This window comes from Shewanella pneumatophori (genome assembly GCF_023283895.1).
GTDB lineage: Bacteria > Pseudomonadota > Gammaproteobacteria > Enterobacterales > Shewanellaceae > Shewanella > Shewanella pneumatophori.
On sequence record NZ_JAKILB010000015.1, the window covers coordinates 1 to 12,048 of the forward strand.

14 protein-coding genes are annotated in these 12,048 nt (G+C 42.2%); 1 reads left to right on the top strand and 13 read right to left on the bottom strand.

Annotated elements, in window-relative coordinates; translation table 11 throughout:
* Positions 1–511: 511 nt before the first annotated feature.
* From L2740_RS18050 to L2740_RS18100, 11 genes are all read right to left on the bottom strand, one after another.
* The gene (locus tag L2740_RS18050) at positions 512–796 is read right to left on the bottom strand and encodes a hypothetical protein (RefSeq protein WP_248951457.1); all 285 of its coding nucleotides are present in this window, start codon (positions 794–796) and stop codon (positions 512–514) included.
* Positions 797–853: 57 nt separating this feature from the next.
* Entirely contained in the window at positions 854–1,282 is a 429-nt protein-coding gene (locus L2740_RS18055) for a hypothetical protein (protein ID WP_248951458.1), read from the bottom strand.
* On the bottom strand, positions 1,267–2,277 hold the full coding sequence (locus tag L2740_RS18060; RefSeq protein WP_248951459.1) for a flagellar motor protein MotB: 1,011 nt from the start codon (positions 2,275–2,277) through the stop codon (positions 1,267–1,269). Before L2740_RS18060 ends, L2740_RS18055 begins: the two co-directional genes overlap by 16 nt.
* The gene (gene motA, locus L2740_RS18065) at positions 2,277–3,134 is read right to left on the bottom strand and encodes a flagellar motor stator protein MotA (protein ID WP_248471566.1); all 858 of its coding nucleotides are present in this window, start codon (positions 3,132–3,134) and stop codon (positions 2,277–2,279) included. The genes L2740_RS18060 and motA overlap by 1 nt, the downstream gene beginning before the upstream one ends.
* Before the next feature lie 14 nt (positions 3,135–3,148).
* Positions 3,149–3,871, bottom strand: a complete 723-nt coding sequence (locus L2740_RS18070) for an RNA polymerase sigma factor FliA (protein ID WP_248951460.1) — start codon at positions 3,869–3,871, stop codon at positions 3,149–3,151.
* Positions 3,872–3,882: 11 nt separating this feature from the next.
* On the bottom strand, positions 3,883–4,338 hold the full coding sequence (locus tag L2740_RS18075; protein WP_248951461.1) for a flagellar basal body-associated FliL family protein: 456 nt from the start codon (positions 4,336–4,338) through the stop codon (positions 3,883–3,885).
* A gap of 14 nt (positions 4,339–4,352) precedes the next feature.
* The gene (locus tag L2740_RS18080) at positions 4,353–5,447 is read right to left on the bottom strand and encodes a flagellar hook-length control protein FliK (protein WP_248951462.1); all 1,095 of its coding nucleotides are present in this window, start codon (positions 5,445–5,447) and stop codon (positions 4,353–4,355) included.
* On the bottom strand, positions 5,440–5,766 hold the full coding sequence (locus L2740_RS18085; protein WP_248951463.1) for a hypothetical protein: 327 nt from the start codon (positions 5,764–5,766) through the stop codon (positions 5,440–5,442). Before L2740_RS18085 ends, L2740_RS18080 begins: the two co-directional genes overlap by 8 nt.
* Positions 5,735–6,115: a flagellar export chaperone FliS gene (gene fliS / locus L2740_RS18090; RefSeq protein WP_248951464.1), complete on the bottom strand. Its 381-nt coding sequence runs from the start codon at positions 6,113–6,115 to the stop codon at positions 5,735–5,737. The genes L2740_RS18085 and fliS overlap by 32 nt, the downstream gene beginning before the upstream one ends.
* Positions 6,116–6,129: 14 nt before the next feature.
* Complete coding sequence (fliD, locus tag L2740_RS18095) at positions 6,130–7,518, bottom strand: flagellar filament capping protein FliD (protein ID WP_248951465.1); 1,389 nt, start codon at positions 7,516–7,518, stop codon at positions 6,130–6,132.
* Positions 7,519–7,807: 289 nt separating this feature from the next.
* Complete coding sequence (locus L2740_RS18100; protein WP_248951466.1) at positions 7,808–8,623, bottom strand: flagellin N-terminal helical domain-containing protein; 816 nt, start codon at positions 8,621–8,623, stop codon at positions 7,808–7,810.
* A gap of 231 nt (positions 8,624–8,854) precedes the next feature.
* On the opposite strand from L2740_RS18100, the gene fliB reads away from it, so the two are divergent.
* The gene (gene fliB, locus L2740_RS18105) at positions 8,855–10,039 is read left to right on the top strand and encodes a flagellin lysine-N-methylase (protein ID WP_248951467.1); all 1,185 of its coding nucleotides are present in this window, start codon (positions 8,855–8,857) and stop codon (positions 10,037–10,039) included.
* 53 nt (positions 10,040–10,092) lie between these two features.
* Here the strand turns inward: fliB and L2740_RS18110 are convergent, their stop codons facing one another.
* Positions 10,093–11,106: a hypothetical protein gene (locus L2740_RS18110; RefSeq protein WP_248951468.1), complete on the bottom strand. Its 1,014-nt coding sequence runs from the start codon at positions 11,104–11,106 to the stop codon at positions 10,093–10,095.
* Positions 11,107–11,127: 21 nt separating this feature from the next.
* Positions 11,128–12,045, bottom strand: coding sequence for a flagellar hook-associated protein FlgL (gene flgL / locus L2740_RS18115; RefSeq protein ID WP_248951469.1), 918 nt, complete (start codon positions 12,043–12,045; stop codon positions 11,128–11,130).
* Positions 12,046–12,048: the final 3 nt, after the last annotated feature.

Genomic DNA, 12,048 nt, shown 5'->3' on the forward strand with positions numbered 1-12,048 from the left:
CGATGGTAGTGTGGGGTCTCCCCATGTGAGAGTAGGTCATTTCCAGGCGCCTATTTAAGTAGAAAAGCCACCTGAATAAGGTGGCTTTTTTGCGTTTGGGCGACATAAAAGTAATTAAGATTACCTAAACAATGTCTCGTTATCGGTTTAGGTGACTTTTCTACTTAAGCACGTACGTGCAATACCTACTCCCGACGCCGCCCCGCCGCTGAGCGGGGCCTGAAACTGCATCCATGCGTTTCAGGCATTCGGCACATCCATGTGCCTTGTCTCCGGCTTCGAAGGCAAGCTTCTCCGCGTTCAAGTGAGTCTGAATACTGCGTATTCAAAGCGCCTCACTTTCACCCCCATGTGTTCGCTGCGCGAATCGATTATGGATTAGTGACAAAAGCTATTAAGCCAACTTAAGAAGTTGGCTTTGCGTATAGGAAGCTATTGATTGGAGGGGTTATTGCAATTAGGGAGAGAGTCGAAGTTATGCTAGCTTATTTATCTTTAACGACGACTTAATTTAAAAGAAAAAGTAGTAAGCAATAAGGACAAAGGACAGTAGTGCACCTATGATAACAGGGTAAATCTGGTAGCCATCCTCTGCTCTACGTGCTCGTCTAAAACATAGATTCACTAAGATTAGGTTAAACGCCGCTACGGCGACCGAAGTCATTGCGCCATGTTGAAACGACATATCTTTTATGGAAACAATTAAGTAGATCAGAATGATCCAGTCAAAGATGATCAAGTATAAAAAGAGCTTTTGTAAGGCATCAGGTCCTTTTCGCTCATATGAAGCAGGCATTGTGATCTCCTTATTTGTCACGGAATACCCAATATTTTTAATTTATTAAAGTTGGAGCTAATTACTCATATTGTAAATCTTAGTGGTGATGTAACTTATCCTTTTTTCATCTTTTTCTGTCCACTTAGCTCCAACAAAATTAAGTTTGCGATTGATTTTCTCTAGGCGCATTACTTGGATTTGAAATCGCTCACCGTCTAAAGAAATATCAACAATTTGTTTAGGTAGTAGAGTTGAACTGCTAATGAAGCCAATCCCACCTAGGCCTATGTTTTTTATGTTGGCAATACCAATTTTTTTGTTGAATAAGTAATGGCATTTAATAAGTGATACTGTAATGCCATCACATGCGAAGCTAATATCTTGCAGTTCTCTTTGTCTTAGACTAAATCGAACATATTCTCGGTCTTCATGTTCTGCTTGCTCTATATTTGGCTGTTTATCTGCAGTAATAAACTCGCCCTGAGCGATTATTGGTTTGTCCATACTTGTGGGTATCTAACCCTAGTTTGGTTTGCTTCAGCAATTCGCTTAGCTTGTTGCAATTCTGCTTTTGCAGCACCATTTTCAACAGACAAGCCCATCATTTGTTTAAGCTGGTTTTCTGCGGCAGAGGTCATTACTAAAACTTCTATACGACGGTTTGCTGCAGCTGCAGGATCTTCGGCTATGTAGGGAGCTTGGTCTGCCATGCCGGTCACTTGAATGACTTGGCTACGATTAATGCCGCCATATTCTAGTACCCGTCTCGCTAAAAGAGCGCGTTTACTTGAAAGCTCCCAGTTGGTAAAGCTTTTACCTGCATAAGGGCTCGAATCTGTATGGCCTGAAATAGTGATTTTATTTTCGACTCGACTTAGTAATGGAGCTAAAGCCATTAGTAGGTCTTCAAAATAAGGCATCATTTCTGAACTACCGCGGGTAAACATAAACTGGTGTACGTTATCGTGCATTAATATACGAACGCCTTGGGGGACAACTTGTAACTCAACATTAGCGCCCATGCTGACATCTCTAATTACGCTATCAATTTCTTTAGCAAGAAACTCTAGCTGAGCCTGAGTCTCAAATTTTCCTGGTACTAAAGAATTTAACTCTGGGCCTCTGCCCGCTTTAGCGTTTTCCTCGCCAAATGGAATACGGTTATGCATTGCTGGGCCGCTTTTATCTACACCCGTCGAAGTTGCTGGAAGCACTGCTTGTTGAATCCCTAAGTTGCCTTGGAACTCAAGCATTGATGGTGCGCCGCCTAAATCAAACGGGTTGATTGAGCCATTGTCATATAGGTCGCCATTTAGATACTGCACAATCATAGTTCTTTCTTGTTGATCGGCAATCTGCATAATCCATAACACCATAAACAGTGCCATCATAGCTAAAGTGAAGTCAGCAAAGGCAACTTTCCAAGCGCCGCCATGTCCGGCTTTCGCTTTGGCGCGTTTTTTACGGCGAATGACAATTGGCTCTGTTCTAGTCAGCATTAACTTTTTTGCTCCACCATCCAACGTTCAAGTTCAATAAAGCTTGGGCGATTTTCACTTTGAATTTGTTTGCGGCCAGCATCTACGGCTTGCATTGGCGGTTTACCTTTAGCAAATGCGCTAAGCGCGGCTGCTACGCAACGTAGTTGTGCTGACTTACGTTCAACAAGATGTTCTAGTGCTTTAGAGAGCGGGTCGAATAAACAGTAACAGGCAAAAATACCAATAAAAGTACCGACTAGAGCTGCTGCCACTTTGACGCCGATCATGGTGATAGGGCCATCAATATTAGACATGGTAATAATAATCCCCATCACCGCAGCCAAAATACCAAAGCCTGGCATGGCCTCAGCGGTTTTTGCTAGCGCGTGTGAAGGACGCATTCTGTCTTCTTCAATACGGTGGATTTCTTCTTCGAGAATGTGTTCTAAATCATGCGGTGATATCTTACCAATGGACTGCAGTCTAAGATTATCTATGAGGAAATTAAGCACGTTTGAATGCTCTAAAACGGCTGGATACATGAGAAATAATGAGCTTTCACGTGGGTTTTCAAGGTGATCATCTAGTACGCGTAAGCCTTGAGCCTGTATTTGAGACATTAGCATGCCCATTAAGCCAAACAACTGTGGATAAAGCTCAGGATCCTCTTGTTCAACTTTTACTATTTCTTTGAGTTGTTCAATCATTTCTATTAGCACTGGTTTAGGGTTTGCAATAATTAATGCTCCAACACCAGCGCCAAAAATAATCAGTATTTCAGCAGGTTGCCATAAAGATATTAGCGATCCTCCGGCCCAAATATAGCCGCCAAATACCGATAAAATAATGATTACTAGCCCAACCAGTTTGCTCATACTATCTCACTTAGTTACCGTTCCCACTGTTGGTAGATACTGTGCAGTTGCTTAACTGCTTGTTTGTGCAGTTGGCATATTCGAGTTTCTGTTAGACCTAAAGTGGCGGCAATTTCTTTTAAATTAAGTTCATGTTGATAGTAAAGCGACAGGATCACCTGTTCTCTTTTGTTTAATTTTGAAATAGCTTGTAATAAATATTCTTTTGCCGAAAATTGCTCCAAAACATCATTATTATCAATGAAGTGGCGACCATCACTAATTAGCTCATCTAAGCTATGCATGGATTCGGATTGTGAAGCGTATAGCCGCTCACGATACTCTGTTGGGCTCAGTGACATGGCGTCAGCAATTTCATTGTCGCTCGGTTCACGTTCAAGCTGACGGGTCAATTTTCTTACCATGTCATTCAGTTCATGGGCTTGTTGCCTGACAGGGCGCGGACGCCAATCTTGGCGGCGTAATTCATCTAATATGGCGCCACGGATCCGCTGCCCTGCAAATGAAATAAAGCCATTATCGTATTCACCGGGATAACGCCTTGCAGATTCGAGTAACGCCATTAAGCCAATCTGCTCCATATCTTCTATAGCTAACACCGAGCCGCAATGACTTCTAAGCTGCGACACTGCGCGCTTAACCAAAGGTAAGTACTGAGTCATAACTTGGCTTTCAGATAAGCGGCGGCCGCTAGTATCTTCGCTAACTTCTTGATAAGCAGATTGGGCTGTATTCATCACAAGAACCTTTATTGAATAACCATACGGGTGAATAAGACTTCGTCTAGCTCGATGGCAAAATCGTTATTAGCTAAAACTACCGATAGCAAGCTGTGGGCTTCTTTTTGCAGTGACTCAAATTGTTCCGAGCTGTTTAATTCATTGAAATGCTTTTTAGAAAACATCTTCATTAATGAATTTCTTATTACTGGATCAGCTTGCTGTATGGTGTGGGCCACATTTGCGGATCGACTTTTAAATGCCATCTCGAGCAGTAAATAGTGAGGGTATTCATCACCTGGAATTGAGATTACAAACTTTTCTAACGGATAGAACTGTGCGGTTTTGACTTCTTTTTCTGAAGCAAATAAGTCACCACCAATAAGCTGTGGTGATTGAGTTCCTAGCCAAAATGTTGCTGCTGTCCAGCCCATTAGTAAGCAAAAAATGCTAAATCGTTTAGCTGATTTTTTAGTTGATGCCATGAAATAGTCCTAGGTTATGCGAGTAGATCAACCTGATCTTGCTGCTGATTTTCGTATGAAAAAGTTAACGGCTCATGCAGGCTCGCTAGCTGTATATTGGATTGCTGATCTTGTTGTTGGCGCTCTTTTGAAGACTCACCTTGGCCAATATCAACATCTATTTGGCCGCCATGGTCATTGGCGAGCTCACCGCGTAACCTCTCTAAGCCAGCTAATAAAGCGTCACGTACCACTGAGTTGGCCGCATGCATTTGTATGTGCAAACGGTCGCCTTCTAAGCGCACATTGAGCTCAATTTTGCCTAGCTCCGGAGGGTCGAGACGGATCTCTGCTTGCTTTATTTGTTGATCAATTTGAAAGCGTATTTGCTCGCGAAGTGGTGACAGCATGTCGTGTGATTGCTGTAGTAATGGAGCCGATTGACTGACTGATATTGGTCCCCATTGCGCAACGGCTGCTTGTGAGCGAGTGTTGTTAACCAATAATTGGTTGGTTACTGACTCGATATTATCCAAATTACTGCTATCTAATAGTTGGTTAGTAAATGGACTTTGCAGTGCTGGTACATGGGGGAAGGCTGGTGTAATAGCTGGTTTAACTAAGCCTAAATCTAGACTTGGATTGTAGTTTTGATTCACCGGTTTATCGCCACTAAAGCCTATGTTAGTAACAGGTGTTTTAGTGTGTTTTTCTATGTTTGAACTTATGTTCTCAGTCGTTTTTTGCTGATGTATTTGCGGTATAATTACGCCAGTTGCATCATTTTTTACCGCATTAAAATTAACACTTACTCCCGTTTGGCTGTTATTTAAATCGGCTAATGGCTCGCTATCACTATGATATACGCTGCCACTAATAGCTGAATTAATTGCGCTTGTAATCGGTGGTTGCTGATATAAATTTTCGGTTATCGCCGTTGCATACACACCAGCATTGAAGCTTGTTGATACTGGTGTAATTTGAGCCGAAGCTAGCGAAAACGGCATCGACTCGTTAGTGCTTTCTTGCTCAGCATTGTCGATACCCAAAATAGAGTTTGATGGCTTTATTTGGCCATTATTCACTGCAGGCGCAGTGACACTGGTATTAATTAATACAGAGTTATTCATGATTAACTCCAGCACTTGCACAAGTAAATTGATAAGCAGCTAAGCCATCTTGTTGTAATTTAAACTTGTGCATTTCTTGCTTGAGTTGCTCTTGTGCTTGCTGCATTTGCGAAACAATATCTTTGTGAGTAGCAGCCAAAGATTGGCGCGCAAGCAACTGCGAGCGCGATGTTGGTTTACCGGCTTTTTTTAGGGCATTAGTCATTTTCTGATTCACCATGACTAATTTTTCCCAGTTTTGTGCAGCAGCATGAAATTGCAAAGCTTGCTCAAATCGTTGCCACTGCTCAATTGAGATTGGCCCATCCAGATCTGACATCAGTAATGACCTTAGTAATTGGAATAAGAGCTGTTGTGCTGTTTTCAACGCTAGCTATGACCAGTTGGCGGCTACAATAGTCGTAAAGCTGATTCAGCTTGGTAGCGACTTCACCACCGTTTTCAAGGTCGAGCATAGAATCCAGCCCATGAACTATGTTGAGGCACTTATTGATACTTTGGCCCTTCTCTTCAAAGCTTTTACGTTGCATAAAACCTGCTGCTCGCTGGATCTCTTCTAAAAGCCCATCTAGTAACATACGCACCATTTCATGAGGATTGGCAGCTGCTGCTCTAGCATTGATAGAGGTTTGCTTATAAGCGTTGAATGGATCATGCTCGTTTAACATTTTGCTAGAATTCCTTAGTAAAACAGCGAGCTGGCTGAGTTAAGTTGGTTGATGGTGTTTTCCATCGCGGTAAACTGCGATAGATAAATTTGGTATCTTTGCTCCATTTGGCGATCATGGTTATCCATGCTGGTCTCAACGCGCTCTATTTGCTTTTCGAGGTTATCTTTTTTGAGATCCATCGAGCCTTGGAACTTGGTGAAAGGGTCAATCAGGTTGTCGAGACGATCGATATAGCTACCACTATCGGTAAACATCGCTTGTATTGCATTAGGGTCATCTTTAAGGGCTTTAGAAAGTTTGCTTGAGTCGATTTCGAGTTTGCCATCACGACCCATTTCTACGCCGATATCTGACAAACGCATGCCGTTTGGTGCACTATCAAAAATGGCATCACGCATACCTTGTTGCAGCATTCTTATGCTTGAGTCGCCTTTTAATACCCCGAGTTGGTCTTCAGTGATTGAAGAGTTAAAGTCATCATCTTTATCCTCGTCATCTTCATCATCACTACTATCATCTTTGTCTGAGTTTTCCTGATTAAGCTCGTCTAAGGCTTCGCTGCCCATTGAACGGGTCAGTTTGTTAATCTCATCCATTAAGTCATTAAAGATATCTACAAAATCTTCAACAGCTTGCTCGCTAGAATCGGTATCAGAGACAATGTTGATACTGCTGCTTTCGCCAACTGCATGGGTTTTATTTAATTCAATTGAAACGCCGTCAATGACATTAGCTAAGTTGTTGCTGCTACTGGTGATGTCGATACCATTAAGGTTTACCTTGGCATCTTGGGCTGCGCGGCGCTCAGTCATGCCCCAATCAGCGCCGTTGAAGTTGACGCTAATATTATTAGCCGCACCAGATTCTTTTGAAGACAGCATGAGCTCTACCTGACCACCGGTTCTGACTAATGAGGCTTGAACACCTGGGTTGTCTGGATGATCGTTAATCATGCTGGTAAGGTCTTTGACTGTCGCTGTACTATCAGCGTTGAGCACTGACATGTCGAGACTAATGGTGTCGGCGGCATCAGCTCCAAGCTGAATCTCGATAACACCAGTTGTTGGGATTAATGCATCTTCGCTAGCAAAGTTTTTAGTTAGTTGGTGTGCTTGAGCGAGTTGCTCAACATATAAGTCATAGTTACCAGTAGGCGCACCGCTATCTACAGTAATAGTGGCGTTGTCATCGCTAATTGATGAGGTTTTGCTTTCGAACGCATCTCCATTAATCTTTTCAAGATTGCTGGTCATCTTATCTAGGCTGCGTTCAAGGATCTTATAGGCATCAAGTTGCGACTCATATTTGCTCTTGTTGCTTTCAAATATTTGATCTTTGCCCATGCGCTCTGCGGCAATAAGTTGTTCGGCAAATGAGGCGCCACCCATACCTGAAATCATTTTATTTCTCCAATTCGCATAGGAATGGCAACCTTTGTGCCATTTATTTAAGTGTTTGTTTTTGAATGTATTGAGCAGTAAGTTTTATTGGTAATGACCTACGCCTTTCCGTTTGTAGCGACGTAAAGGGAAGTGCTACTTCCGTTATTGAATATGCTCTAAATATCACTTACTTATCTCTGATATAAGGCGACATTTACGTTCGGATGCTGAAGCATTACTGAGATTTTTGATAAATAAAAAAGGAGCCGAAAGGCTCCTTTTGATATTGGGATAGTAGGGAGGAAGATTAGCCCAATAGACCCATAACCAAACCAGTGTTTTGGTTTGAAGAAGACAGAATGTTCGTGCCTGCTTGAACCAATAGTTGGTTTTTAGTCATTGCTGCAGTTTCAACAGCAAAGTCAGTATCCATGATTCGGCCTGCCGCAGCTTTAGTGTTTTCTGTAACGTTAGTTAGGTTAGATGCTGTGTGACCTAAACGGTTGATGCTTGCACCTAAGTTAGAGCGTTCTGTACCAACTGCATCGATGATCTTATCAACGTTGTCGATTTGAGCTTTAGCTGTTGCTGAGTCAGTAATTTCACCAACGAATAATGCCTTAACATCAGCAACTTTAGTGGTAACCGTTAGTTGCTCTGAAGCTGTGTTAGAGGCACCGATTTGGAAGCCAACACCAGCATCTAGCGAAGTGAATAGTTTGTTTCCACCGTATTCTGTGCTGTCGATAATACGGTTAGCTTCAGCGTTAAGCTCTTTGTATTCAGCACCAAGCGCTTTAATGTCTTCAGCTGAGTTAACGCCGTTAGCTGCCTGAGTCGCTAGCTCTTTTTGACGAGAAGCAATGTTGTTTAGCTCGTCTAGTGCACCGTCTGCTGTTTGTAGCATTGACGTTGCGTCAGAAACGTTACGGTTAGCCGTTTCCATACCTGTTACGTTAGCATTTAGGCGAGTCGCAATCTGTAGACCTGCAGCATCATCAGCAGCGCTGTTGATACGAAGACCTGTAGATAGGCGCTCCATAGCGTTGCCAAGAAGGTCGTTATTTTTAGTGACAGCATTTTGAGCGATGTTTGACGCGTTATTGGTCATTACAGATAACATAGGATATTCCTTTGAGTTTTAACGGGTAATTTGTTGTCTATAAACTTAAAACGACAGCGGAATTGGAAACTGAAAGCAGACCGGTAAATTACTTCAAAATTAGAGCTTAACATCATGAATTTTATGGAAATATATTTTTAAATTTATTTTTACATCATAAGTAATGTTTTAGGAAATCATCACTTTGGTCGCTTTAACTAGGCATATTTAGGCTGAAAAAAGCGAACCACAATGAAGCATTTACTTGTTAGACCTCAGTTTGTTTCTCACTTTAGTTGTATTGGCGGAGAATGTGAGGATAGTTGCTGTTATGGCTGGAATATTCATATTGATAAGCAAAGCTATAAAAAAACCTTAGCTCATAGTGAGCTTAAAGAGTTAGCCAAAACGGCACTTAAAAAAGTAAAGAAAAGTGATGGGGTTTGGGCGCAGGCGGTTTTAGGTGATAACGGCGCTTGTGGCTTTTTAGATGCCAATAATCTATGCCAAATACATGCTAAAGCAGGTGAGTCACTATTGAGTGATACCTGTAAGACTTACCCGAGAATGGCGCATATGCGCGGTGGTGACCGCTATGAGAGTCTGTCGTTATCGTGCCCCGAAGCTGCACGCCATATTCTATTTAAAGATGATGCTTTTCGCTTAGAGCGTCTGACCATCAATCATCATCGCTCTTTCAAGGCTACGCCGTTATGGGCGCAAAAGGCCTATGACTACTCGATTCAACTATTGTTAAAACCTGAACAACCTTTAGAACATGGGTTAACTGCTATTGGGATCTTGATGAAAACCGCCGATAAAGTGGCAGCTGGGGAGCTTGATAGTAGTGCGCTTGATAATATGTTCCAGCAGTTGCTAACTTTAAGTGATAATGGGCAGCTAAAGCAGCATTTCGACGGCTTTAATCAAGATACCGATATTCATCAAATGCACGCTTTTACCTCGATTCAATTATGGCTAAATACTAATAAGGTGAGACGTGGCCGCAGTCGATTTGAGCAAATCAATCAGGCGATATGTGCTTTAGCTGATGATAAACAAAACATTAGTATGGCGAGTATTAATCAGGCCTGGAAAGAGTCTGCATTACCTGCTTTATTAGGTCATCCACAGCTATTTAGCCGTTATCTATGCTATTACCTCTATCACATGCAGTTTCCGCAGGTCGATGCGTTAAGTCCCTCGGAAGCCTTTAGAGTCATGCTGTTAGATCTGTTTATGCTGCGTTGCTATCTAGCGGTAATAGCTGCAAGTAAACAAGGATTATCTGAGCACGATATTATTATGTGTTTTCAGGTTTATCATACCAACCGTCAGCACAAAGCTAATTACAGTCAGTACGTGACAGAGATATTGGCGCAGGCAAAGTTTGATGAATTAGCGGCGATTTTGACCTTGTTAAGCAAAGCCAATTAATACTCATAAATTATGGCGTCATAAGTCCTGCTGACGCCATTAAATTCGTATAACTACTCTAATAAAGAAGATACTTGCGGGCGAGTAAGATTAGCTTGCGCCATCAATGAGTTTATTTTCAATTTAAATGGTGACGGCTGCATAAGCGTTGATAATGCTTCAAGCGTGGATTCTACATTGAGCGCGGCATCTTTTACCTGACTGGCTTTTTGCAATTGTTGCTGAATATGCTGCTGGCTTGTTTGTAGCTCACGTAATTGAGCATCAACTTTATGGGCTGACTTTGCCACTTTGGCTAAAGACTGTTTGATATTGTCTCGGCTATTAAAGCGCCATTCCTGTGGATCTTGCCAGTTGAGTTGTGGCTGTACTTTTATGGTTCTGGCATCACCCGCTGGTAAGCGCTGACCTTGTCCGGTCATCAATAGTCCGTGTTGAACCTGCTGCCATTGCTGAGCATTCGCTTTAAATAATAAGCGATTATCAGCTGAGTGTTGTATCTCAATATCCAGTTTAGCGAAGGCACTTTTTAGTTGATTAGCGAGTTCGTGGGGCTGGGTATTGGCAGGTAATAATACTTGAGTTGAGTCTTTACCTAGTTGTACTTGGATTAGTTCGTCGCGAGGTTTTACTGTGGTTAGCTCAACAGATTTTAAACTAAAGCTATGCTTGGACGCTGGTCGTTGAGTTGAAATTAAATTGAGTTGGTGATCAACGAGTGGTTGGCCTAAATAGCTAATATCTAGTTGAGCTAATCGTTGTTGCGTGCGCTCTAGGGCATCATGATTATTGTTGCTTGCAGTTAATGCCTGTTGCCCTTGGTGCTGAAGTTGCGCCAGCAGTGTTTTAACTTGTTTAAGCCCTTGCTCAGCAACTTGCTGCGCACTGACTTTATGCTGGCCTTGGGTTACCTTTGCCCATTTGGTGTAGCTTTCTAATCTATGACTGGGGATGCTCGCAGCTTGGGTATTATTGTGTGTTTGCGCTACCGCTTGGACAGCCGCCGTAGGCGCAACACTGGGGTTGCGCTGCTGAACATGAAGTGAGTCTGAAATCCCGTTTAGCATTGATTTGTCTTTAAGTTAGATTTAAATATGATTAAACAAAGATAGTTGCGAAACTTGAACAAAAGTTTGCTGAGTAACCTTTAATGCCGTGAGCTTAACATTAAACTCAGCAGTGGCTTGGGCATAATCTAAGCCTTCCGTTTCACCAATCACTTCTTTATTAAATAGCACGCGTTCTTCATGGGAAGCTTGCACTAAACTCAAGGTGTTTTGTTTACCACCAATATCTGTAATCGCAGAGCTTATACTATTAAGGCTGTCATCTAAGCTGGTTTGCATATCAATCGCAACTTGGTCAAAAGCATTGTCACCTGGTGCTAATGTTGGATCTTCAAGTACTGCAATAAAGTCTTTGGTTTGATTTAGAATATCTGCACTGCCGTTTGAGAAAAGAAAGTCTGCCGCTGTGCTATTAGCGGTCATCCAAGATGACGTAGATGTTTGTACTTCTCGGGTGCTGGTATCACCTTGGTAGACATAATTGCCATTAGCGTCTTGGCCAATAGGCGCAGTATCTGTTTTATTGCCGGAAAATAAATAATTACCAGCCTCATCTTTGGCGTTAACTGTATCGACAAAAGTCTCTAGCAGCTCATTCATCTCAGCTGCATAGGCCGCTCTATCTTCTGGCGACAAACTACCATTATTTGCTGAAACCGAGATTTCTCGCATACGACCTTGTAGCTCTACCATGCTCGACATATAGGTTTCGGCACGACTAAAACTAGTAGAAAGTGACTCTGTATTGTCTAAGTATTGGTTCGTTGCAGCCATATCTCGCTGACTACCAATAACTTTAACTGACCCAATAGGATCATCTGACGGGCGTAAAATAGATTTACCTGTCGACATCATTTCATTGAGTTTAGAAATATCAAAGGTCGATTTTTGTAGGCTGTGTAGGTTATTGCTGTAGAGGTTCATCATACTAACGCGCATACA

Excerpts from the sequence above, each read along its gene's own strand:
- L2740_RS18060 (WP_248951459.1), bottom strand. The coding sequence starts at position 2,277 with ATGCTGACTAGAACAGAGCCAATTGTCATTCGCCGTAAAAAACGCGCC.
- L2740_RS18055 (WP_248951458.1), bottom strand. The coding sequence starts at position 1,282 with ATGGACAAACCAATAATCGCTCAGGGCGAGTTTATTACTGCAGATAAA.
- fliB (WP_248951467.1), top strand. The coding sequence starts at position 8,855 with ATGAAGCATTTACTTGTTAGACCTCAGTTTGTTTCTCACTTTAGTTGT.
- L2740_RS18110 (WP_248951468.1), bottom strand. The coding sequence starts at position 11,106 with ATGCTAAACGGGATTTCAGACTCACTTCATGTTCAGCAGCGCAACCCC.
- fliD (WP_248951465.1), bottom strand. The coding sequence starts at position 7,518 with ATGATTTCAGGTATGGGTGGCGCCTCATTTGCCGAACAACTTATTGCC.
- fliS (WP_248951464.1), bottom strand. The coding sequence starts at position 6,115 with ATGTTAAACGAGCATGATCCATTCAACGCTTATAAGCAAACCTCTATC.
- L2740_RS18050 (WP_248951457.1), bottom strand. The coding sequence starts at position 796 with ATGCCTGCTTCATATGAGCGAAAAGGACCTGATGCCTTACAAAAGCTC.
- L2740_RS18075 (WP_248951461.1), bottom strand. The coding sequence starts at position 4,338 with ATGGCATCAACTAAAAAATCAGCTAAACGATTTAGCATTTTTTGCTTA.
- L2740_RS18070 (WP_248951460.1), bottom strand. The coding sequence starts at position 3,871 with ATGAATACAGCCCAATCTGCTTATCAAGAAGTTAGCGAAGATACTAGC.
- L2740_RS18100 (WP_248951466.1), bottom strand. The coding sequence starts at position 8,623 with ATGTTATCTGTAATGACCAATAACGCGTCAAACATCGCTCAAAATGCT.
- L2740_RS18080 (WP_248951462.1), bottom strand. The coding sequence starts at position 5,447 with ATGAATAACTCTGTATTAATTAATACCAGTGTCACTGCGCCTGCAGTG.
- L2740_RS18085 (WP_248951463.1), bottom strand. The coding sequence starts at position 5,766 with ATGTCAGATCTGGATGGGCCAATCTCAATTGAGCAGTGGCAACGATTT.
- motA (WP_248471566.1), bottom strand. The coding sequence starts at position 3,134 with ATGAGCAAACTGGTTGGGCTAGTAATCATTATTTTATCGGTATTTGGC.
- flgL (WP_248951469.1), bottom strand. The coding sequence starts at position 12,045 with ATGCGCGTTAGTATGATGAACCTCTACAGCAATAACCTACACAGCCTA.